At 63.1% G+C, this 20985-nt stretch carries 21 protein-coding genes; 9 read left to right on the forward strand and 12 right to left on the reverse strand.

Annotated elements, in window-relative coordinates; translation table 11 throughout:
* The first annotated feature begins 11 nt into the window (after positions 1–11).
* From J2Y49_RS29370 to J2Y49_RS29380, 3 genes are read left to right on the forward strand one after another with little or no spacing between them, the layout of a single operon-like run.
* Positions 12–2195 (forward strand): ATP-binding protein, encoded by a 2184-nt coding sequence (locus J2Y49_RS29370; protein ID WP_188092479.1) that lies wholly within the window; start codon positions 12–14, stop codon positions 2193–2195.
* A gap of 51 nt (positions 2196–2246) precedes the next feature.
* Positions 2247–3197 carry a glycosyltransferase family 2 protein gene (locus J2Y49_RS29375; RefSeq protein ID WP_188092478.1) on the forward strand — a complete coding sequence of 317 codons (951 nt, stop codon included), beginning with the start codon at positions 2247–2249 and terminating at the stop codon, positions 3195–3197.
* A 12-nt stretch (positions 3198–3209) separates the two neighbouring features.
* The gene (locus J2Y49_RS29380) at positions 3210–3476 is read left to right on the forward strand and encodes a hypothetical protein (protein ID WP_149226042.1); all 267 of its coding nucleotides are present in this window, start codon (positions 3210–3212) and stop codon (positions 3474–3476) included.
* 347 nt (positions 3477–3823) lie between these two features.
* On the opposite strand, the gene J2Y49_RS29385 is transcribed toward J2Y49_RS29380, so the two are convergent.
* Complete coding sequence (locus tag J2Y49_RS29385; RefSeq protein ID WP_149226040.1) at positions 3824–4813, reverse strand: response regulator; 990 nt, start codon at positions 4811–4813, stop codon at positions 3824–3826.
* 401 nt (positions 4814–5214) lie between these two features.
* Entirely contained in the window at positions 5215–6291 is a 1077-nt protein-coding gene (locus tag J2Y49_RS29390) for a hypothetical protein (RefSeq protein ID WP_149226038.1), read from the reverse strand.
* A 574-nt stretch (positions 6292–6865) separates the two neighbouring features.
* Between J2Y49_RS29390 and J2Y49_RS29395 the strand changes: the two genes are divergently transcribed.
* Positions 6866–7810, forward strand: a complete 945-nt coding sequence (locus J2Y49_RS29395; protein WP_310119074.1) for a recombinase family protein — start codon at positions 6866–6868, stop codon at positions 7808–7810.
* Positions 7811–7941: 131 nt separating this feature from the next.
* On the opposite strand, the gene J2Y49_RS29400 is transcribed toward J2Y49_RS29395, so the two are convergent.
* From J2Y49_RS29400 to J2Y49_RS29420, 5 genes are all read right to left on the reverse strand, one after another.
* Positions 7942–8274 (reverse strand): hypothetical protein, encoded by a 333-nt coding sequence (locus J2Y49_RS29400; protein WP_310119166.1) that lies wholly within the window; start codon positions 8272–8274, stop codon positions 7942–7944.
* 193 nt (positions 8275–8467) lie between these two features.
* Positions 8468–10975, reverse strand: coding sequence for an ATP-binding protein (locus tag J2Y49_RS29405; protein ID WP_310119076.1), 2508 nt, complete (start codon positions 10973–10975; stop codon positions 8468–8470).
* 20 nt (positions 10976–10995) lie between these two features.
* Positions 10996–11259, reverse strand: a complete 264-nt coding sequence (locus tag J2Y49_RS29410) for a hypothetical protein (RefSeq protein WP_310119077.1) — start codon at positions 11257–11259, stop codon at positions 10996–10998.
* Between the two features lie 235 nt (positions 11260–11494).
* Positions 11495–13003 (reverse strand): sensor domain-containing diguanylate cyclase, encoded by a 1509-nt coding sequence (locus J2Y49_RS29415; RefSeq protein WP_310119078.1) that lies wholly within the window; start codon positions 13001–13003, stop codon positions 11495–11497.
* A 362-nt stretch (positions 13004–13365) separates the two neighbouring features.
* Positions 13366–14241 (reverse strand): diguanylate cyclase, encoded by an 876-nt coding sequence (locus J2Y49_RS29420; protein ID WP_310119079.1) that lies wholly within the window; start codon positions 14239–14241, stop codon positions 13366–13368.
* A 335-nt stretch (positions 14242–14576) separates the two neighbouring features.
* Between J2Y49_RS29420 and J2Y49_RS32500 the strand changes: the two genes are divergently transcribed.
* Complete coding sequence (locus J2Y49_RS32500; protein WP_409017929.1) at positions 14577–14885, forward strand: hypothetical protein; 309 nt, start codon at positions 14577–14579, stop codon at positions 14883–14885.
* Here the strand turns inward: J2Y49_RS32500 and J2Y49_RS29430 are convergent.
* A complete protein-coding gene (locus tag J2Y49_RS29430; protein WP_310119081.1) occupies positions 14855–15718 on the reverse strand; it encodes an MBL fold metallo-hydrolase in 864 nt (287 codons plus the stop codon). The genes J2Y49_RS32500 and J2Y49_RS29430 overlap by 31 nt on opposite strands.
* 128 nt (positions 15719–15846) lie before the next feature.
* Here J2Y49_RS29430 and J2Y49_RS29435 point away from each other — a divergent pair, with 128 nt between their 5' ends.
* The 4 genes from J2Y49_RS29435 to J2Y49_RS29450 are packed head-to-tail and all read left to right on the forward strand — an operon-like array spanning position 15847 to position 17851.
* The gene (locus tag J2Y49_RS29435; protein ID WP_310119082.1) at positions 15847–16155 is read left to right on the forward strand and encodes a metalloregulator ArsR/SmtB family transcription factor; all 309 of its coding nucleotides are present in this window, start codon (positions 15847–15849) and stop codon (positions 16153–16155) included.
* Positions 16156–16180: 25 nt separating this feature from the next.
* Positions 16181–16606, forward strand: a complete 426-nt coding sequence (locus tag J2Y49_RS29440; protein ID WP_310119085.1) for a YeeE/YedE thiosulfate transporter family protein — start codon at positions 16181–16183, stop codon at positions 16604–16606.
* A gap of 5 nt (positions 16607–16611) precedes the next feature.
* Positions 16612–17049 (forward strand): YeeE/YedE family protein, encoded by a 438-nt coding sequence (locus tag J2Y49_RS29445; protein ID WP_310119086.1) that lies wholly within the window; start codon positions 16612–16614, stop codon positions 17047–17049.
* Between the two features lie 25 nt (positions 17050–17074).
* Positions 17075–17851 carry a sulfite exporter TauE/SafE family protein gene (locus tag J2Y49_RS29450; protein ID WP_310119088.1) on the forward strand — a complete coding sequence of 259 codons (777 nt, stop codon included), beginning with the start codon at positions 17075–17077 and terminating at the stop codon, positions 17849–17851.
* 212 nt (positions 17852–18063) lie between these two features.
* Here the strand turns inward: J2Y49_RS29450 and J2Y49_RS29455 are convergent, their stop codons facing one another.
* From J2Y49_RS29455 to J2Y49_RS29470, 4 genes are all read right to left on the reverse strand, one after another.
* A complete protein-coding gene (locus J2Y49_RS29455) occupies positions 18064–18231 on the reverse strand; it encodes a hypothetical protein (RefSeq protein ID WP_310119089.1) in 168 nt (55 codons plus the stop codon).
* Positions 18232–18815: 584 nt separating this feature from the next.
* Positions 18816–19589, reverse strand: coding sequence for an OBAP family protein (locus J2Y49_RS29460; protein ID WP_310119162.1), 774 nt, complete (start codon positions 19587–19589; stop codon positions 18816–18818).
* Positions 19590–19736: 147 nt separating this feature from the next.
* Positions 19737–20498: an MBL fold metallo-hydrolase gene (locus J2Y49_RS29465; RefSeq protein WP_310119090.1), complete on the reverse strand. Its 762-nt coding sequence runs from the start codon at positions 20496–20498 to the stop codon at positions 19737–19739.
* A complete protein-coding gene (locus J2Y49_RS29470) occupies positions 20495–20965 on the reverse strand; it encodes a beta-lactamase hydrolase domain-containing protein (RefSeq protein WP_310119092.1) in 471 nt (156 codons plus the stop codon). The genes J2Y49_RS29465 and J2Y49_RS29470 overlap by 4 nt, the downstream gene beginning before the upstream one ends.
* Between the last annotated feature and the right edge of the window lie 20 nt (positions 20966–20985).

Genomic DNA, 20985 nt, shown 5'->3' on the forward strand with positions numbered 1-20985 from the left:
CCTGGGCATTCTTGAGCACTATCACGCTTCGTCGCAAGCCACGGCGTCGCACGAACAGAATTGCTTTCCAGGCACTCGCGGCGACAGGTGCGCTAATGGTGCTCCTATGGTCCTACCTCGACAATGAAATATCGAAGGAATTGGATTCACAGAGAACCCAGCGTATCGAGGCCTCACAGTGGTCCCTTCATCAGTTTGAGGTCGAATTCAATCGCTTCTCCGCGCTGGTTCGGACACCGGTCCAAGGCAACAACGAGCGGAGAGACTTGGAAGTTCGGTATGACATTCTTCTGAGCCGCTTCGATGTTCTGAAGAATGACCATTGGTTCATCTTAGAAGCGAACACGGCGTTGAGCGAGAGGATTGCTCTGCTTGAGCGGATGGTGATGACCTGGGAGTCGCTCCTAGAGGCACCATTCAGCAGCGAAAACCGAGTTGCGCTATCCGCGTCGGTGCAGAACGCTGAGGCCCAGCTCAAGCCGCTGGTTTCGGAGATTCATGGAACGGCCAGTGCGTCGAGAGCCGAAGCGAGAAGCCTGCTCGTCGACAAGCTGACACACGTCAACTGGGCAATTGCTGCGTTGGCGCTCACCGCGTTCGGGCTGGTCACCTCACTCTATGTCCAGCTCAAGCGCGAGGAGAGGGCTCGCTTAGCAGCGGAAACGCTCGCCGACGAGAAGTCGGCTCTTGTGCGTGAGCTTGAGGATGCCCGAAATCAGGCTGTAGCAGCTGGCAGAGCGAAATCTGCCTTTCTCGGTGCCATGAGCCACGAGATCCGGACACCGATGAGCGGGATAATCGGTATGGCCGATCTGCTGCACAGAAGCGCTACCGGTTTCGAGCAGCGCCGCTGGGCGATGGCGGTCAAAAGCTCCGCGACAGCACTTCTCACCGTGGTCAGCGACGTCCTCGAATTCTCCCGAATTGAGGGATCAATCGTTCACTTGGTCCATGAGGGATACGACATCGAGGAGCTAGTGGACGGGGCTCTTGAGTTGCACGCGCTGCCGGCCGCTGAGAAGGGGCTGTGGCTCGAGTCAATCGTCGAGCCTGATGTTCCCCGCGAACTGCTGGGCGACCCAGGCCGTATTCGGCAGATCGTTGTCAATCTCGTCAACAATGCGGTGAAATTTACCCAGACCGGGGGCGTGAAGGTGTCGGTCTCCGCACCTGAGAACAGCGGTGGTGGGAGGGACTTGCGGGTTTCCGTAGAGGATACCGGTCCAGGGATCCGCGACGAGGATATTCCCCGCCTATTTCAGCCGTTTAGTCAACTTGATGCAGGGGCATCAAGGCGGTTCGGTGGGACCGGTCTCGGACTCGCAATCTGCCATGGATTGGCGGACCAGATGGGAGGGAGGGTCACTGTCGAAAGCACCGCCGGCAGCGGGACGACGTTCAGGCTTTCCCTGCCGTTGTGTGCAACAGACAAACAGGAGGTGACTGCACGTCTCGACGGCCTTCCTCCGGTTCTGGCTTTCATGCGTTCGTCAGAAGAACATAACGCGATGCTGAATAAACTGCGCATGATTGGATGCGAAGTGTTCAACGCGAACGAACAACTCGCTGCAGGCCAAAATCCAACCCGAGCATTGGTGGTCCTGGATATGGAGCACCCTGCCGCGGCCCAGATCGAAAGCAGCATACCGCCTGACTGGCCGGTGGTGCGGGTGGTTTCCACCAGCAGCCATGGTTTGATCGGCGAAACCGGCACTGTGCTCCTGAAGCCTATACGGCGAACTGCTTTGGCTGCGGCGCTTGCGGAGGCGGCCGGGCAGGGAACTGGCGCGACTGCTTCGGATGGAAACCCGACCACTTTGTCCATCATGGTCGCCGAAGATAATGGACTGATGGCCGACATCATTTCGTTCTATCTCCGTAAGGAAGGTCACGAGGTAGTCGTCGTCGGAAATGGTGCTGAGGCAGTTACGCAGCTAGATCAACAACACTTTGATGTGGTGCTGATGGACGTTCAGATGCCTATCATGGACGGTATTACTGCTGCTCAGGCCATACGTTCACGGAAAGATGAACGAGGGCGGATCCCAATCATCGCGGTTACAGCGAACGCTCACGACGACGCGGCTGAGCTGTGCAAGAATTCAGGGTTTAACGGATTTATAACCAAGCCAGTTGATAAAAGAACAGTCGGTCACGTCATAGCGTCCGTGTTGGCCGGATCATCAGCTGTGTAGGCCGAAGACTGGTTGCTGGTGCTATAAAACCCTATGCGGATCGCCCAAGAAATGAACTATAAATTGCCTGCGGGAGTCCCACGTTGGCAGCTTCCACTGACGTTGCCTCCCAGCTATTCGATTGAGCAGCATCTCTACTCTGCTGCCGACCTCACCGTCATCATTCCGGTGAAGGACGATCCGGCCGGTCTGAGCGAGACCCTGTATGCGTTGAATGAACTTCACGCTGGGGTGCGTCCGGCCAGGGTGATCGTGGTCGATGATGGATCGAGCGACGCTGGGCTGGGTGCGAGTGCTGAAGTCCGCAAAGCATCCGAGGCTGGTCTCGTGGTTGAAGCGTGCGTCCAGGGTGTAAACCGCGGACCAGCCGCAGCACGTAACCGTGGGGCCGAATTGGCATCTACGCAGTGGCTCTGGTTCCTTGATGCTGGCGTGCGGCCGGATACAGACTACCTTGAGGCTATCACGGACCATGGCCACGTCTGCCCGGCGGTGGCGTGGACCGGCCCGATCACCTCGGATCCGACTGGGCTGTTCGCCTCCTACTACACCGCCCAATCCACTCTGAGCCCACCCGCTCAGCCGGACGGACAACTGGATGGCTTTGTGACCGCGTCCGTTGTCATTAATCGCGCAGCATTTGAAGCGGTTGGTGGGTTCGATGAGCGCTTCCGGCGGGCAGCTTGCGAGGACCTCGACCTGGGTCTACGTCTTCGCCCGCACGGTAAGATCAGGTACGCAGCTGACCTGTTGGTGCGGCACCGGTTTCGCGAAGACGAGCAGGATTTCCGCCGACGGTTCAGGCGCTATGGATTCGGCTTCTTTCAGTTCGGTGCCAAGTGGCAGCAGAACATGGAGCCATGGCCGGTGGTGGCTAGAATAGACGACCCTGTGCACCGGCAGCTCGCCGGAATGCAGTACGAGGAGCTCTGGAATGGTTGGAGGGAGGCGCAAGCCGTGGACGAAGCAGCGAAATCAGAAGGCGCAGGGTTGCTCTCCTGAGAGCCTTTTCCGTTGCTGTTCGGGGGGCGCGGGAAGGACACGCTGACTAGCGGCGACGGGGAGGATCTGTTCGTGATCGGCTGGGACGGCGGCCGAGACCTGGTCACCGATTTCGACTTTGCGCAGGGCGAGTGCATCGGGCATGCCAGCATTCCCCATTGGCGGGATCGCTCCAACGCGTCGGGCGATGCCGTGGTCGATGTCAGGGGCTTTGGCAGCCTGACGCCGGCCGGCATCGCACCTGACGACGTCACCTCCGCCTGGTTCACGGTGGTGTGACCCGGCGCTTTCAGCCATGCTGGCCGAGATACTTGAGCTTTGACATCTCGAGCAGCTGGGGTGTGTGGCGAGATGTCCAGCTCACGAGATTGGCTTTTCGGAAGAATGGCCAGGGGTTGCCAGGTGAGCTGTGGGAGCCTACGGCGGAGTGCTTGCCGCACCGCCGTACCGCCCGGATGTGTGCCGCATTCATTAGGCCCTTGATCGCGTGTGACCGCTGCGGCCGACTTCGTACGGCCATTCCCATTGTTGCTCCCGTCGTCGGGGGCTGACGCAGGCGCTATTGAGCGCCGCATAGGCCTGCAATACACGCGGTCTGAGGCGGAGATCAAATTCGGGAAGCGAACTCAGAGAAGACAGTAGCTGGCGTAAGCCGCCTCAGCATCTGTGAGCGACTGTTCAGCAGCATCGATCAGAGCATTGATCGTCGTCCACGACGCTCTGGTACGGCTTGCTTGCTCAAGCTGGCTGACTTGCAGCGAGACCTGAAATGCTCCGAAAGATCGTGATGTACCTTTGAGCGTGTGTGCTTCGGCTTGCATCGTGTCGTGGTCGCGGATCGAGCGCATCGTGGCGAGCTTGCCTCGTGTCTCAGAAACGAACCTGGCTATGAACAAGGGCACATGCTCTTGGCCCAGGTCCCGTAGCATTGCGGATAGCGTGTGCCCGTCGATCCGGTCGTCGTTGACCGGGAGCGATGGAAAAGTCCGGTTCAGAACCCTGACAAGTTCGTCCAGGCGCACGGGGTTGGTAAGAACCTCCTGAGCTCCATGCGCCAGAACTGCGAGCCGGAACGCGGGGTTCGCGTCTCCGATCAGCGCCACTACCGGTGTGCTGCAGAACGGAACGGGGAGGCGCCGCAGTGACGCAATCACGTCGGGGCCCTCCATGTCCTGAAGTTGCGTGCTTATAAGCACAGCATCGTAGCGGTGCCGACCAGCGGCATCGATTGCGTCGCCGCCCTTGATTTCGACTTCGAGCGCGACATTGGGCAGAGACTGAAGAAAAGCTCTGATCAGATCGGATACAGCCGGGCGATCTTCGACTAGGAGCACTCTCCGCTCGGGGGGGTGGTTGCGAACGATCTCCCGCACGGGGTCAGCCTCTTTCTCGTCGGGTGTGGACACTGAACAGGTAGCGTTACCGGATGAGAGCTGCGACGCTCCGGCAACCCGCCCACCTGCTTCGTGCACAGCATTCAGAACGCGCTGGGCTGCGGCCAACGATGAGAGTGGGCGGCTTACAGCGGCTGTGTTGCCGTTGCTCTCGTCATAGTTCTGCCAAGCGTCAGGGTCGATCGCTCTGGCAATAAACTCAATGTCAGCTACGGTTTTCATCTAGGTCGTACAGCTCGAAAATTCATCAACTGATAGAGTTGGGTGAATCCAAAGGCTCTGCTCATTCCCAAGGCGATCGTAACCCTTCAAAAAGCCCGTTCTCGGGCGGCTTGAAGCGAGTAGCGACAACCACAATGATCATGGTGATATAATAGCGAAGAACTTAATAAGAAGTTTACCGGTAATTTAGAAAGAATTTTAGTAAAAAGCATTATCCTTCCGGAGCCAATTTGCGACGTGACTTCTAGGTGGCAGCAGAATGTTGATCAATGTGGGGCTTGCTGTAACAAGTGTCGGTTGTGAATTGTCGGGGCGCAGCTTCTGTTTAGGTTTCGTCTATACATGTAGTCGAATTAGCGCGGCATGGTTGAATGATCCCGGTGATGCGAGCCGCAGCCGGATCAGATCTTGCCGTACGATAGAAGCCGGGCGTTGGCACTGCCATAATCGGCCAGCAGCGGGTCCAGGCGCCTCATGACCTTCTCCAGCTGAGCGAGTGCGTCGTCCACACCTTCGGCCGGCTCCACCCAGCGGTCAGGTTCGGTGACCACTGCGGGCGGGGGCAGAAGTGGTGGCGCGGCAACAGTTCTGACCGCTGCCTCTGATCGCGGTGCCACCTCTCCCAGCATCGGCGCAAGGTCTTCTGCCACGAAGACACGGTAGGTGCGGCGGCGCGTGATCTCCACGGCGATCTCCAACCGCTGCAACTCCTCCAGCAGGTCGGTGGCGACACTTGTGGCGCAGCGCAGCCGCGACGCCAGACGCGCCGGACTTATCACGCCTTCAGCGGCCATTGCGTCGATAGCGCGGCGGATGCGGGCGTCGCTGCGCCGGTCGCCCACACGCCGGCGCCAGCTGCGCCAGCGGTGGAGCAGGGCGATGAGCCGGTCCTCGCCCTCCTTCGCCTGCAGAGCCATGCCGTCGAGAAAGGCAACTAGCCAGACACCGCGGGGCTCTGCGCGGCGAATTGCTTCCACCCCATTCAAGCAGGGTAGCGGCAGCGGCGTCATTCCCTGAGCGGCGAGGAAGCGCGAAACCGCGAGGCAAGCGCCGCTGCGGTCGCCGCCAGCTTCCAGGTGGGCAAGGAAGCCAATGCCGCAAGCGATCAGCGCTGCCGACCCTACGGCGGCGTGGGCCTCTTCCATCTGCGCAAGCGCGTCATCCGTACCGGTCGGGGCGAGAGCGGCCGTGCCAGGTCCGGCGAGCATCTGCCGCATCATATCGAGGGCAAGCATGGTGGCGCCCCAGTCGCGCTGGGCCCGAGTCGGCACCTGCGCCAGCAAGGTACGCAGGCGGTTGGGATCGACCCGGCGACCCTGGGTCTCTGAAATCTCGGCTACCGCCTCGACACGCGACCGGTGCAGCCACGCGGCCAGCACCGGGGTGCCGGCAGTTGCCTGGGCCAGCCGGCCTACGGCCGCGGCGGCGCGCTCCAGAGGGCCGATGAGGGGCTGCGGGTCCAAAGAACGAAAACGCATCTATCATGCTTTATCAATTGGTTACGCATTCTTGATACCGAGAAATCGGCAACAAGTCCACTTTTGTGAAAGGTTGAAAGCCCGTTTTGGTGATAATTTGCGCTATCGCCAGCAGGGGAGGGCAGCTATCGTTCTCGCCTGTCGTTGTAAGGCAGTTGATGCAAAAAGCCGGATCCTGAGGGATTGGGGCCTTACGTGCCTCGGTTTTGCAAACCGGTTCATGCAAAATGTAAGCGGTTTATGCAAAAAGCTGAGCGAAGCCCCTCCGCGCTCGCTTCAACCCACTGGAAAACAAGGGTTTCCTTCAGACGTTCGAGACGTGCCCAGCAGGGTGGTGCGCGTCCGACCATCCCGACCGGCGCTTACTGGGCGACCGTCTGGTTTGGCGTCTTGTCTCGCTTCCTGCGGAGAGGAGTAGGGCAGGCGTGGCGACCAAATCTTTTCCGCTGATTTTCAACCGTCCGGTTATGAATAAGCGATTGTCCTGAAAATAGGGTAAGCTGGCGCAGCCGGCCGGTTGGGATTGCCATTCCCTGCTGGCTTGGAATCCATCACAGCATAGGAAACAGCCGTCATGGCCCTCATCGGCTACGCGCGCGTCTCCACCGAGGACCAGTCCACCGAGGCGCAGTTCCTCGATCTGAAAAAGTTCGGCTGCACCGAGATCTTCCGGGAGAACGCCTCCGGCGCCGACCGCGAGCGGCCGCAGCTCAAGGCGGTGCTGAACCGGGTTCGCAAGGGCGACACGCTGGTGGTGGTGCGCATCGACCGCTTGGCGCGCTCGCTCGCCCATCTGCTCGATGTGATCGACGGCCTGGAGCGCAAGGGAGCGGCCTTCAAGTCGCTCGGCGATCCCATCGACACCGGCAGCCCGCAGGGGAAGTTCACCCTGCAGATCCTTGGTGCCGTGGCCGAGTTCGAGCGCTCGTTGATCCGCGAGCGGACGAAGACCGGCGTACGGGCCGCCAAGGCGATCGGCAAGCAGCCGGGCAATCCGGGACTGATCGCCAAGGACCCACTCGCCCGGCGCCGGGTGGCCCGCGCCCGGGACGACCGGCTCAGTGAGCGGGTCGCCGAGGGGGCTGGGGAGTTTCTTCCCGTCGTCGAGCGGCTGCGGCCGGGGCACCCATGGGACCGTGTCGTCGACGTGCTCAACAACGCGGTGAAGAAGCGCCCAGGCGACAACCCGGCACCCTGGACGCGTGACGCGCTGATCCGGGCCGTCCGCCGCCTGGTCGGCGACGGCTTGGCCGATCCCAGCCTGCTGAAGGCGGCGCCACGGCGCTCCAAGAAGGCTGTAGCGCAGGACAGGCGGCTGGTGGAACTGGTCGCGACCATCCACAACGCGGCCGACGGAGAGAAGCCGACGCTTGCTCGGATCGGCCGTCAGCTGGAGCGTCAGGGCATCCCGACCAAGACCGGAGCCCGAACCTGGGCGCCGTCGAGCATCAAGGCCCTGCTCGACCGGGCGCGCGACCAAGGCTTGCTTCATCCTACCGAGGACAACACCTTAAACTGAACTGATGGTGTGGATGCCTCCCGTTCCTCGGCATCGGAATATGCCAGGATGCGGTGTTTGTCTGACATTGCAATGGAGGGCAGCATGGCCGAGACCTATCTGGTGGCGATCGATCTTGGGAAGCGGCATTTTCAGGTATGCGCGACGGACGCCTCTGGGAAGGCGCTATTCAATCGGGCGTTTTCCCGCCAGATGCTGCAGGAGTTCCTGGACAAGCTGCCGGCGTATACGTTGCCATGGAAGCCTGTGCGACCAGCCACTATGGGGGTCGTGCCGCCCTTTCGGCTGGTCATGAGGTTCGGCTTATTTCGCCGATCTATGTGATACCCGCTCGCCTTATCAACCGCCACCAGTTCGCCCTTTTCTGCATCAACGTCCTCGGGCTTGGCTTTGAACGCCATGGCGACGGCGTCCTCCTCGGTTGTGGCGTAGCCGACCACCGAGAGCTCAGCGTCCTCGAGCACGACGCGTTCCCCGATCGGCGATGAGCAGTTCGTCCTCGACGATCAGAACCGAGCCTTTGATGAAACCATAACAGATGGTGGCAGCATCTCTGCCTCCGCATGTCTGGAAATCTAAAGGGCTGTGCCCGAGGCGATGTGCAGATGCACGGCGTCCGTGGCTGGATGCGCATTTGCCGTGTGGCCGCGGGGGCCGTCAGCCGTGCTGTGGCGCGGGCGCTTCCAGGCGAATATCCAAAGCATCGGCCAGGTGTCTGGCCGTCACCGGCTTGTGCAGGATGCGCAGCCCGTGGGCCGCGGCCTCGCGCAGGCTCTCCGTGCCCGTCTCCCCGGTCAGCAGGACGCCCAGCACCTCCTGCCCGCAGAACTCACGAATCCGGGCGACCGCCTCCGTGCCCAGCTCGCCCCGGCCCAGGCGGTAGTCGGCCAGGATAAAGTCGGGGCAACGCCCCGCAGCGCGCAGGCGGTCGACGGCTTGGTCAGCCCCCGACGCGACGATGACGGTGCAGCCCCAGTCCCTAAGCATCGCCTGCAGCCCCATCAGCACCATCACCTCGTCGTCGACGACGACCGCGAGCCGCTCGGGGCCAACCCGCGCGGTGCCCGCCCCCCCGGCGCTTTCGGGCGCCACGGCGGGGGTGGCCGCGCCGCGCGGGATCGAGAACGAGAACGTCGAACCCCGGCCGACCCTGGAGCGGACCTCGACCGTGTAGCCGAGCAGGTTCGCAATCCGCTGCACGATGGCCAGTCCGAGCCCGAGCCCCTGCTGCCTGTTGCGCTCGACGTTGGCGACCTGGTGGAATTCTTCGAAAATCCGGCTCAGTTCCTCGGGCGGAATACCGATGCCCGTGTCCTCCACCTCGACGCGGACGCGGTCCTGCTCCGGCAGGCAGCGGACGGTCACGCCTCCCCCTTCGGTGTAGCGGACGGCGTTCTCAATCAAATTGCGCAGTAGGCGGCCCAGGAGGACGCGGTCGCTGCGCACCGTCTCGAAGCAGTCGGGCATGTGCCAAGCCAGCCCCCGGCTCTCGGCGACCGGCTGGTAGGCCGCCCGGAGTTCGTCAAGCACTGCGTTGACGGGAATGTCCTGGAGCGTGATCGTCACCAGCCCGGCCTCAAGTTTGGACACGTCGAGCAGGCTGTCGAGCAGCCCCTTGAGGGCTTCCAGGCTCCGCTCGAGTTGGACCAGCTTTTCGCGGCCGGACGCGTCCAGGTGCCGCTCCAGGGCCGCGGCGAACAGGAACAGCGACTGCATAGGCTGGCGCAGGTCGTGGCTGGCGGCAGCCAGAAATTTGGACTTCGACCGGGACGCCACCTCGGCCTCCTGCTTGGCGGCCTCCAGCGCCCGCTTGGCCTGGCGCTCCTCCGTCACCTCGCGGACAATCGCGCCAACGGCGACGACCGTGCCGTCCGGCCCCTTCAGGGGGTAGAAGTCCTCGATCCAGTCCCGCTCGATACCCGGATGGCTGGCCGTCGTACCGTGCAGCTCGATGCCGTGGATCGGCTCCCCAGTCTCGAGGACCTGCCGGAACAACGGCTCGGCCGCCTCGCGCAGGGAGGGAACGACGTCCCAGGCGTTCCGGCCGATGTGCTCCGCGACCGGGACGCCGTTGATCTCGGCCAGAGCCTCATTGATGCGCACGAAGCGCAGGTCGCGGTCGAGCAGAGTGAGGCCGATGGGGGCGGTGTCGTAGATGGTTTCAAGCTCGTGGAGCTGCCGGCGCTGCACCACGACGGCCTCCTCGGCCCGCTCCTTCGCCCTCTTGAGCTCCTCCTCGGCCCGCTCCCGGAAGCGCAGGTGTCGGCGCAGTCCCCAGGCTGCCGTGAGGACGGTCGCCAGGAGCGCCGCCGCCGAGGTCAGCAGCGTACGCAGCATGGTGCCGTCCGCCGCCGCCATCCGGGCATCCAGGTCGATAGACAGAACGGTGAGGGTGTCCTTCACCCCGATGCCCAGTGGGGAGAATGCGGTGATCAGCCGCCTGCCGTCGTCTCCACGGATTTCGACGACGCCGGCGTCCGGGGCCTCAAGCAGCGGCCAAAGGAACCCCGGCAACGGCCTTGGGGGGGCGCCGCTCTCCGGAGCGCGCGCGAACACCGTCCCCGCCTGGTCAGCGACCAGAAGGCCGGCATGTGGGGGCAGAGGCTTCTGCGCGAGCAGGTCCTCGAGCCACGCGGTGTCGATCAGGGCGTTAACGGTCCCGGCGAACCGTCCGGCATTGTCCTCGTACCGTCTGACCATCGGGACCATGGGCCTGCCCGAGTAAACGGACGGGGCGCTCAGTCCCCTGACGATTCCGCCCGTTTCGCGGGCCTGCTGAAAGGCGGCCCGATCCGCGATGGAGCGGCCGAGGGACTGCGGAGCGGTGGAGCATCGGACGATGCCGTCGGCGTCGGCGATGGTGAGCACGAGGTGGCGTGGAAGGTGCGCGCCCAGATGCGCCATGACGTTCGGACACCGGGCCGGGTCCAGCGCCGCGACACCCGTGTCGACCAGCCAGTTGAGCATCTGGCCCGCCTCTCCGAACACGTGGCGCTGCTCGTCCTCGATGTTGGCAAGCCAGCGCTTGGCCTCGTCGCGGAGTTCGGCCTGCCGGACCGCCCTGGCCGCGAGTTCGTTGTAGAGGATGACGACGAACAGGGGGATCGCGATGAGGAGCAGGAGGAGCGGCGCCCGTGTCGAAGCCTTGCCCGTCATCCCTGCCATGCGGAGGTGCTTGCGTATCGTCACCGCGACTGGCCGCTTGCCGTGCTGGCGCGGGAAGGCGCGCCGGCACCGGGGGAGGTCCTGCGGTCCACGAGGTCGCCGTCGTCGACCTCGGCGATGCCGGCGTCGCGGATGAGTCGCAGCAGCAGACCGCGCACGGTCAGGCCCTCCTGCTCCGCGCGCAGGCGCACGGCGCGCCGGACGTGGCCCGGCACCATCGCCGACAATTGAACGTCGCGCGATTGGCCGCGGGCGTCGGTCGGCGTCGGTCGGTCGTGAGGCATGAAGGTACCCTAATTCCAGACTTCCCGATGTTCGGCGAAGGTACTCCTCTCAGGGATGGTCATCGACTATTCAAAAGGACATATTGCCTGCTTCAGGTAGAGGTGCCGGCGATGTTCGCGTGATGTCCGCCGGACCATCGGGAGACCGTCGCAAACCTGGGGGCACTACGCCGCCCAGGTTTGCGACGGCCTCAAGGGGCATCTGCGACCAAAATGGGCGCTGCGTGGCAGGCAACTATTCTGCTGCACAAGACAGGCACGGCTCTTGTGCCGGTTCGTGAATGGACCACACCCCTTTTCCCGCCGTCTTGGCACGATACATCGCGGCGTCCGCCAAGCGCAGGGCACAGGCCACATCGTCACATTCGTCGTCGGTGAGCGCAATTCCGATGCTGCACCCCACGCCAAGGTCCAACTCGCGAACCTCCCTGATGATGCGGGCGGCGACGCCAGTGGCGACGGCCCGGACATCGGGGCTATGCCCGGACAGGCAGATGATGAACTCATCGCCACCAAGCCGGCCGAGCAGATCGCCGTCCCGGGTGGTCCGGCGCATGATCTCGGCAACCATCCTCAGGACCTTGTCGCCTTGCTCGTGGCCGTGCCGATCGTTGACGCCTTTGAAGCCGTCCAAGTCGATGTAGAGAAAGGCGAGGCCGGCCCCCTTTTTCTTGGTGCTCCGGCGCAGTCCCTCCGCCAGTTCCAGGAACAGCCCTCGGGCGGGTAGGCCGGTCAGGGTATCGCGCCGGGCCTGATGGAGTTCGGCATCAAGTAGCCGTGCGGCGCCTTCGGCTTCGAGCGCACGCTTTTGAACATGGTGTTCGCGGCGGATCATGCCGGCTCCCCATAGGAGCAGGAACAGGACGAGGATCGTGGTCAGGATCACTTCGGCGATGAACCAGAGGGAGCGGGACTGCCAGGCGGCAAAGACCGATCTGCTGTCGATCCCGGTATAGACGACCAGGTTCAGATCGGGAATGAACCGGTAGGCCGCGAGCCGCTCCTTGCCGTCCAGCACGGATTGTGCCCAGTAGGTTCCAATGGGGGAGCGTGGGATTTGCTCCTGGAAGAGCGGTCCGTTCCGGTTGTTCTTACCGAGGTGGTTGTCGAGGTCCGGGCTGCGGGCAACGATTTCGCCGTCGGTGCGGAAGACGGTCACGGTGGTCTCCAGCCCGAAGGACATCAGGGCATAGAAGTTGACCAGCCATTCCGTCTTCATAGCGGTGCTTGCGACGCCGATGATCTCGCCGGTCCAGTCGCGGATTGGCCGCGCGATGATGAAGATGATGCGGTTGTCCAAGCGGCTGCGCAGAGCCGGGCTGACCACGAAGTCGGCGCCCGCCATCACCTCTTTGAAATAGGGGCGATCGGCAATGTTGAATGGCCGCTCCTGCTGCCGTCCGGTCCCGACCACGGCATTTCCCTTGGTGTCGAACAGCCATAAGGTTTCGCCGCCGTCGACATTCGCGAGCGCATCCCGCAGTCGATACCAGTAGGGGATGGTCCGCACGGCCTCCAGGCTGCCGGCATCGTCGACGACCGCGGTGGCTTGGCGCAAGCCGATGTCCGCACCTTTGGTCGTGTGTTGAACGTGGGATTCGACGACCTTGGCCATATCGGCGGCAAGCGCCTCCATCTGGGCGATGGTGGCCTGCCGGTCCCGCCAGACGACGTGGGCCGTCATGCCGATGACGACGATCAGGGCCGATGCGGCGGCGACCAGGGCACTGTGGTGTCGGGACATGGATACTCCCCCGCAACTGCGAAGCGCTAAAATATTCGGCAGACTTGCAAATGACATACCAGAGCATATGGCTTGGAAACGTATGGGCGCCCTTGATGGGATCTGGAAAGAATCGCACGTTGCATCGCAAAAGTGGAGGCGCCGAGCAGAATGCCGCTGCTCCGGACAGGAGAGAAGCCCGGATTCGCGTGATCCACCCCTTGCCTTCGGTTGTACAGGGTGTGAAACGGCACGGGATTTTAACGCCGATCAGCACAGTAACCTGTTAAGTACCAGACCCCTTGGGGTCCCACCTGTGTGCTGTTTCGCACTTCTTGCGCCGTCAGCGGTGGCATGGCGCAAAGCCTAACGGAACCGAACGGTTAACGTGCAAGTTCGACTCGGTTCCGACCGGCCCGTTTGGCGGCATACAATGCGGCATCAGCTCTTGAGAGCGCCGCATCGAGACCATCGGTTCCGATCCCGGAGATCCCGATGCTGGCCGTGACGCGAAATGTGATGCCATCGTGATTGATGTTCGTCGTCTCAATCGCCGTACGAACGCGATCAGCGATGGTGACTGCGACGTAGGGATTGGTCTCCGGCAACAGCACAGCGAACTCTTCGCCGCCGAACCGACAGAGCAAATCGTTCGGACGTAGGGATGTCTCGCAGACGCTGACAAAACGCTGCAATGCCACATCGCCACCTGCATGGCCCCAAGTGTCGTTAACCGACTTGAAGTGGTCAATGTCCAACAACAAGATCGACAGCGATCGCTGATGTCGTTCAGCGTCGTTGAGAGCGATTCGCGCACGCTCCAGGAAGCAGCGTCGGTTGATCGCGCCAGTCAATGGATCAGTCTCTGCCAAGCGAATGATTCGGTTACGCATTTCCACAATACGAGCGCCCGCACGAAGCCGTGCAACGAGTTCGGCGGGCACCAACGGCTTGCGAATGAAATCATCGGCCCCACCGTTCAGAGCTTGAATCAAGCTGCTCTGGTCATCACGGCCAGTTACCAGTATCAGGTGCCCGTAACTTGTTCTTGGGTGCTCCTTCAGTTGTCGGATAACCTCCATACCGGTCAGCTTTGGCATTTCCCAGTCTAGGATCGCAATATCGAAGCCATCGCGAAATGCAAGTTCCAGCGCTTCTGCACCGTCCTGTGCAACAATTGGAATGAACCCCATCTCCTCGACACAATGCGAGAGCATCATGCGCATAACCATGGAGTCATCGGCAATCAGGACGCGCATTTAATCCTCGCCCAATATGAGGTGTTGTGGTCACTTGCTAATGATACACAGATGAACAATAATACGAGCCGGTTAACGCGGCGTGAAGCAACCAATGGTCGCGTCTTGAAGGTGGTGTCTGACAGACCGTTTGAGAGGTGAGGCAATCACAAGAGCGTGTGGTCTGGATTGTGGCTCGTTGCTAAAAATAGGTGATGTTTAGGTGATCTCACCTTGGTGAGATCAAGAGACAGACGATCTGGAATCTAGATCCTTTCCAAAGCATGCTACGTGCAGTGGTCTGAGAGGCGTTGTCAGGTTGGCGGTTGGTGGCCCGACATGGCAGGTTCCGGGGTATGAGCACGTTGTCCAACCCGTACCGCGGCTTCCGCTTCCCGGCCGAGATCATCAGCGAAGCGGTGTGGCTGTATCACTGCTTCAGCCTGAGCCTGCGCGAAGTCGAGTTGATCCTGGCGGCGCGCGGCATCGAGGTAAGCGACGAGACTATCCGGGAGTGGGGCCTGCGCTTTGGCCGGGAGTTCGCCACCACCCTCAAACCTCGTCGGCCCTGGCCGGGCGACAAGTGGTTGCTGGACGAGGTGTTCATCCGCATGCCGCCTTCCCAGCGCCGCGGTCAAAGCGTGTCGATCGGGATCTTCAAGTAGCGCTTGCCATTCTCCTCGGCGGGCGGCAACCGCCCAGCCCGGACGTTCACCTGCACCGAAGGCAGAATCAGCTTCGGCACGTCCAGGGTCCGGTCGCGCGCCGTGCGGAGTTCCACGAACTCGGTCTCGCTAACGCCATCCCTGACGTGGACGTTGCGCGCCCGCTGCTCGGCGACTGTGCTCTCCCAGCTGTACTCATCCCGTCCTGGCGCCTTGTAGTCGTGGCCGGTGAAGATCCGTGTCTCGGGCGGCAAGGAGAGGATGCGCCGGATCGAGTGGTACAGGGCGTGAGCGTCACCACCCGGGAAGTCGCAGCGCGCCGTGCCGTAATCGGGTTGGAACAGGGTGTCGCCGACGAAGGCCGCGTCGCTCACAACATAGGTCATGTCCGCCGTGGTATGACCGGGCGTGTGAATGGCCTGCGCCTCCAACTGGCCGATCCGGAACCGCTCGCCATCGGCGAACAGATGGTCGAACTGGCGGCCGTCGGCCACGAAGCCCGGTTCCATGTTGAACAGGGTGCGGAAAACTTTCTGGACCTCACGTATGTGCTCGCCGATGCCGATGCGGCCACCGATTCGGTCCGTCAGGTAGGGAGCCGCCGACAGGTGATCGGCATGGACGTGTGTCTCCAGGATCCACTCGACCGTGAGACCCCGCTCGCGCACCAGCGCAATCATGCGGTCGGCCGAGGTGGTCGCGGTGCGGCCGGACTTCGGGTCGAAATCGAGCACGCTGTCGACCAGGGCCGCTGCCCGGGTGGTGGGATCGGCGACGACGTAGCTGACGGTGTTGGTCGCCTCGTCGAACAGCGGCATGACGTCGGGTTTCATCGAGACCTCCTGGCTGGCCCGGCGGGACCGTTCCTGATACCGCTTGAAGAGGTGGCGCGGCGCAATATATTAGTCAAGACTAAATTATAGAGATAGAAACTGTGCCGAGCGTACCAAACGATCTGCCGATGGACCCCGGCGAATTGGAGGCCCGCGCTGCCGAGGCCGAGGCGTTCCTGCGCTCGCTCGCGAGCCGCCACCGCTTGATGATCCTCTGCTCACTGATCGAGGCTGAGATGTCGGTGGGTGAACTCATCCGGCGCCTTGGCCTTTCCCAGTCCAACCTGTCCCAGCACCTTGCCAAGCTGCGCGAGGAAGGACTCGTCGCGACACGCCGGGACGGTACGACCATCTTCTACCGCATCGGCTCAGACCGGGTTCGCCCCATCCTCGCCGAGCTCTACCGCCTGTTCTGCGTCGCCAGTCGTCCTGAGTGACACCTCCACTCTGACATTGAGATCCATGGAAAACTTTACGCCTGTCTCGGCCGCCGTCGGCGGTCTCCTCATCGGTTTGTCCGCGGCTCTGCTGTGGGTTGCCAAGGGTCGGATCACCGGGATCAGCGGCATCCTCGGCGGCTTCAGCGCGCTGCGCCCCGGCGACATTGCCTGGCGCGCCATCTTCCTGTTCGGCCTGATGACGGCGCCGCTGCTCTATGGCGCGGCGGGTGGCGCACTGCCGGAATCCGCGTCGCACACGGGCCCCACCCTTCTGATCGTGGCCGGTCTGCTGGTCGGGTTCGGCACGCGCCTTGGCAACGGCTGCACGAGCGGCCATGGCATCTGCGGCCTCGCCCGGCTGTCGCCGCGCTCCCTCGCGGCCACCGCACTCTTCATGGGCAGCGCCGCCGTCACCGTCTTCGTCGTCCGCCATCTGATCGGAGCCTGATCGCCATGCCCTCCCTGCTCGTTGCCCTCGCGTCCGGACTGCTGTTTGGCCTGGGGCTGACGGTGTCCTCCATGATCGACCCCACCAAGGTGCTGAATTTCCTCGATGTTGCGGGCTCCTGGGACCCGAGCCTCGCCTGCGTGATGGCCGCGGCCATTCCCGTCGCCGCCGTCGGCTTCGCCCTTGCGCGGCGACGCGGGACGCCGCTGGTCGGCACCGCTTTCCACGGCCCCAAGGCAACCGCCATTGACCGCCGCCTTGTATCAGGCGCCGTCCTGTTTGGCGTGGGCTGGGGACTGGCAGGCTACTGTCCCGGCCCGGCGCTCGCCACGCTCGGCTTCGGCGCTTCGGGAACGTGGCTGTTCGTCGTCGCCATGCTGGCAGGTATGGCTGCCCATGACCTCATCATGACCGTCCGCATGCGCCGCGCCGCGGTCGCGTGACCTTTCCCAACGTGGAACGCTTACAATGTCCGAGCTCCTCACGATCCTGTCCGGCTCGCTGGTCGGCTTTTCCCTCGGCCTGATCGGGGGCGGCGGCTCGATCCTCGCCGTACCGTTGCTGCTCTATGTCGTGGGCGTGCCGGACCCCCACGTCGCCATTGGTACCAGCGCCCTGGCAGTCGCCGCGAACGCTTTCGTCAACTTGGCCCAGCACGCCCGCGCCGGAACGGTAAAGTGGCCGTGTGCGGCCACCTTCGCCGCGTCCGGCGTGGTGGGTGCGTTCGCCGGATCGAGCCTTGGCAAGTCGGTCAACGGCGAGGGGCTGCTGTTCCTGTTCGCGCTGGTGATGGTCGTGGTTGGGGTCTCCATGCTGCGGGGCAGAGGGAGCGAGGGCGACCCGACAGTGCGTATCAACAAGCCAATTGCGGTGCGCCTGGTCGGCATCGGTTTCCTGACCGGAGCCGTCTCAGGTTTCTTCGGTATCGGCGGTGGTTTCCTGATCGTCCCCGGCCTCCTGCTCGGCAGCGGCATGGCGGTCATCAACGCCATCGGCTCGTCGCTGTTTTCGGTGGGAACCTTCGGTCTGACCACGGCGGCCAACTACGCGCTCTCCGGTTTGGTGGATTGGACAGTCGCCGGACTGTTCATCGCCGGTGGCGTGGTCGGGGGCTTCGCAGGCATGAAGGCGGCGGTGAGATTGTCCACGCGTAAGGGCGCGCTGACCCAGGTCTTCGCGGGCGTGCTGTTCGCTGTGGCTGCCTACATGCTGTACCGAAACGTGGGCGCCCTTGGCCTATTCTGAGGCGGGGTTTCAACGGAACGGACGCTCAGGTCGGCCCGGAAGCGGAACACCGCTGCCGGGCCGATTCGGGTCAGCAAGCGATCACGCGGTCCCGCTTTCGAGGTCGGCCAACCTCGTCTCTTGCAGGGCGCCTCGTAGAGCCGCCAGTCGCTGCGCCATTTCGAACGCGACGGGAGAGAAGGCGACGGACTGCACCTCAAGCCCCTGATCGGTCAGCCAGACGCCGTTGCCCCCTCACCGTCGGTGACCGCCAACGCATGTTGACCCGACTGCAATTGGGATTGCAGCCTGGACGGGAAGACATTGGGCGTCGTTCCGAAGAGATAGTTTTCGGTGGAGAACCGCTGATTCCCGCTTTTGCGATGCAGGTTCGACGCCATGTTTGTCCTTCAAGCCGGCGAGGCGCCTCCTATCGACGTGGGCCGCCGGGGCCACCTCCAGGACCCATCGGGTTGCCTCCGGCACCGGTTCCACCAACGGGTCCCATTCCCATGCCATGTCGAGGTGCCGGGGGAGGTTCATCCGGGAGAGTGACACCACGTTCCTGGGCACGAGCCTGCATCTGCCGATGATGCTCCAAGCGCAGGCGCTCGCGCTCCTCCGCTGTCTTGGCCTGCCGCATCTGGGAATGGTACGCCGTCCGCTCCTGCTGCGTCATCAGTTGGCTGCCGTAGATCGGGGTCTCATTCTGAAACGACGATTGTGCAAGAGACCCCTGGAATGCCGTTAAGGACAAAGCGAGGACGATCGCCGAGGCTGTGAGAATACGCATGATCCTGCCTCCTTTTCGAAATCAACACCATCGAAGCAGCATCTTCCCAGGCGCTGCAGCCGGGCATTAACCTCGATCAAGACCAACTCTTGGCTGGCAGGGGACTTCGCATGCCCCCCTGTGTCGGCGCATCGTGGCACTGACTGCTTTTCCAGAGCACCATCGCCCGTCCCATCCCGCGGCTCCCGAGCTTCAGCGCGTAGCGCGCTTGTCCACAACTCCGGGAATGTCTTGCGTCGGCCGCGGGAACTTGCCCTTGAGGGCATCCACGCCCTCCTGCGGCCGGGCGGTGGGCACGAGATCCTGACGGGCACGGCGGCGGTCCGCGGTCGACATGTTCATCTCACGATCACGACTCTCGACTAGCCCTGGCTGGGCCTCGCCATCACGGTTGAACGACCATGCCAACATGGGAGGACCATAGGGCAGCCGATCGCTTGGCTGCGTGCCCTCCTCCGACTGCCAGGTGTGCCAGGTCTTGCCGTAGCTGTTCATTTTGCTCTTCATCAGCTCGTGCTCGGCGATGTTGGGCAGGTTTGGCGCCACCAGCTGTCCGGACAGGATCTCACCGTTGTGGGGATGCCAATATTGGCGCTCCTGCCGTGGCAGTTGCTCGAACAGGCGCTCGGAGATGATGTACTCGACGCCCGTCAGATTGGCGTTTGCGGTGTTGCCGTCGAACAGCGCGCACTGGGCGAAGTCCTCGTTCATCTGACGGCAGAAATGGTGCGCCTCCATCTGGTGGTTGGGGTCGTTCTTCATGGGATGAAAGCCGACGAGGTAGATGTCCATGCCGCCGAGCGGCGCGTTGCTCTGGAGTGCGGCCGCTCCGGCCTCGAGCATATTGGTCTTCGTGCTCTCGGCGCTGCCCTGTGGGCTGACGGACGGCGCCACGGTGCCCGTACCGGTGCAGGCGGCAAGCGTGCCGACGAGAACGAGAGGCAAAACGGTTCGTTGATATGGCATGGGCAAGGTCAGATCCTCATCAAGAGAGCGTGTTCGAAAGCGGCTGGCTGACGGTGAAAGGGCCACGACCTTCCATTGTTGGGAGCGAAGTCGACCGCTGCGCTACGCAGCAGTGGTGTGCCTTTCGGGGTGGGGCAACGGTTCCTGTCAGGCGGGCACGCCCTGGAAGGATTTGTCGCCGATGCGGCGTAGCGCCTCGGGCGCATCGTCGGGGCAGTCGCCGCAGAGCCGGTTCGCCGGCACCGCGATGTCGATCTTCCTCGGATACGGCAGGTTCAGGTTCGCCATAATTCCGGTGAACTCCTCCAAGGATTTGGTGTCTCCCAGGCGAGGATTGCGCTCACGCTCTTGGAGCACGGTCGAAACGTGCCGGTGCTGATAGTCGTGGCTGGGGTAGACGAGCGTGTCCTCGGGCAGCGTGAAGATCTTCTCGCGCACCGAGCGGTAGAGCGCCTCGCTGCTGCCGTTCTGGAAGTCCGTGCGGCCGCAGCCGTCGATCAGCAGAGCGTCGCCAGTGAACACCCGCAGCGTATCGCCCCGGTCGACGAGGTAGCAGTGGTGGGTGTCGGTATGGCCCGGCGTGTGGAGCGGCTTGAACGCCAGGGTGCCCATCGTGAGCGGCTTGTCCTCGGCGATCCCGATGTCGGCACAGGGCAACCCGTCCATGGCGGGGTAGGCAACCTTGCACCCGGTCAGGCTGCGCAGGCGGCAGGCCGAACTGATGTGGTCGGCGTGGATGTGGGTGTCGAGCGTGTAGGCGAGCCGCAGCCCCAACTGCTGGATCAGCGCCAGGTCCCGCCCGACTGTTTCCATGACGGGGTCGAGCAGGATCGCTTGGCCAGTCTCCCGGCAGCCAAACAGGTAGGTGTAAGTCGACGACTCCGGCTCGAACAACTGGCGGAAGATCATGAAGACCCTCCCCTTGGCGTACTTCTGGCGTCAGCGGCGCGGGTGAAGAACGCCTTGGCGTCCGGACTCGCGAACTGGAAGCCCATTGTCTCCGCCTTGGCGACCGCCTCCTCGCCCGACAGCCCTTCGGTGCGCGCGACGTGCAGGAAAGTGAAGAGACCGGCGCGCTTCCCCGACGCGCAGTGTATGGCGACCGGGCCTGGCAAGCGTGAGACCTCACGCTCGAAGCGTTCCGCCGTCGCCTCGTTCATGTCCTGTGGAGAGACTGGAATGCTGACGTATTCAAGGCCGTGGCGCCGAACGATCTCACCCTCCTCGGACGGGGACAGGATCTCGCCCTGCTCCCCCGGCGCCCGCAGGTTCACGACGGACCGGTAGCCTTCGCGGACCAGTTCCTCCACGCGCCCGGCGGTCGGCGGCGCCATCTCGATGGTGAAGCGGTCGTCCACTCTCAGACGGTTGGACATAAGGATTTCCTTCGTAGACG

It is taken from the genome of Azospirillum sp. BE72 (assembly GCF_031455875.1).
Lineage (GTDB): Bacteria > Pseudomonadota > Alphaproteobacteria > Azospirillales > Azospirillaceae > Azospirillum.

What these genes read in the sequence shown, in the direction of transcription:
- J2Y49_RS29375 (WP_188092478.1), top strand. Translation starts at nt 2,247, where the DNA reads ATGAACTATAAATTGCCTGCGGGAGTCCCACGTTGGCAGCTTCCACTG.
- J2Y49_RS29385 (WP_149226040.1), bottom strand. Translation starts at nt 4,813, where the DNA reads ATGAAAACCGTAGCTGACATTGAGTTTATTGCCAGAGCGATCGACCCT.
- J2Y49_RS29390 (WP_149226038.1), bottom strand. Translation starts at nt 6,291, where the DNA reads ATGCGTTTTCGTTCTTTGGACCCGCAGCCCCTCATCGGCCCTCTGGAG.
- J2Y49_RS29395 (WP_310119074.1), top strand. Translation starts at nt 6,866, where the DNA reads ATGGCCCTCATCGGCTACGCGCGCGTCTCCACCGAGGACCAGTCCACC.
- J2Y49_RS29405 (WP_310119076.1), bottom strand. Translation starts at nt 10,975, where the DNA reads ATGGCAGGGATGACGGGCAAGGCTTCGACACGGGCGCCGCTCCTCCTG.
- J2Y49_RS29410 (WP_310119077.1), bottom strand. Translation starts at nt 11,259, where the DNA reads ATGCCTCACGACCGACCGACGCCGACCGACGCCCGCGGCCAATCGCGC.
- J2Y49_RS29415 (WP_310119078.1), bottom strand. Translation starts at nt 13,003, where the DNA reads ATGTCCCGACACCACAGTGCCCTGGTCGCCGCCGCATCGGCCCTGATC.
- J2Y49_RS29420 (WP_310119079.1), bottom strand. Translation starts at nt 14,241, where the DNA reads ATGCGCGTCCTGATTGCCGATGACTCCATGGTTATGCGCATGATGCTC.
- J2Y49_RS32500 (WP_409017929.1), top strand. Translation starts at nt 14,577, where the DNA reads ATGAGCACGTTGTCCAACCCGTACCGCGGCTTCCGCTTCCCGGCCGAG.
- J2Y49_RS29430 (WP_310119081.1), bottom strand. Translation starts at nt 15,718, where the DNA reads ATGAAACCCGACGTCATGCCGCTGTTCGACGAGGCGACCAACACCGTC.
- J2Y49_RS29435 (WP_310119082.1), top strand. Translation starts at nt 15,847, where the DNA reads ATGGACCCCGGCGAATTGGAGGCCCGCGCTGCCGAGGCCGAGGCGTTC.
- J2Y49_RS29440 (WP_310119085.1), top strand. Translation starts at nt 16,181, where the DNA reads ATGGAAAACTTTACGCCTGTCTCGGCCGCCGTCGGCGGTCTCCTCATC.
- J2Y49_RS29445 (WP_310119086.1), top strand. Translation starts at nt 16,612, where the DNA reads ATGCCCTCCCTGCTCGTTGCCCTCGCGTCCGGACTGCTGTTTGGCCTG.
- J2Y49_RS29450 (WP_310119088.1), top strand. Translation starts at nt 17,075, where the DNA reads ATGTCCGAGCTCCTCACGATCCTGTCCGGCTCGCTGGTCGGCTTTTCC.
- J2Y49_RS29455 (WP_310119089.1), bottom strand. Translation starts at nt 18,231, where the DNA reads ATGGCGTCGAACCTGCATCGCAAAAGCGGGAATCAGCGGTTCTCCACC.
- J2Y49_RS29460 (WP_310119162.1), bottom strand. Translation starts at nt 19,589, where the DNA reads ATGCCATATCAACGAACCGTTTTGCCTCTCGTTCTCGTCGGCACGCTT.
- J2Y49_RS29465 (WP_310119090.1), bottom strand. Translation starts at nt 20,498, where the DNA reads ATGATCTTCCGCCAGTTGTTCGAGCCGGAGTCGTCGACTTACACCTAC.
- J2Y49_RS29470 (WP_310119092.1), bottom strand. Translation starts at nt 20,965, where the DNA reads ATGTCCAACCGTCTGAGAGTGGACGACCGCTTCACCATCGAGATGGCG.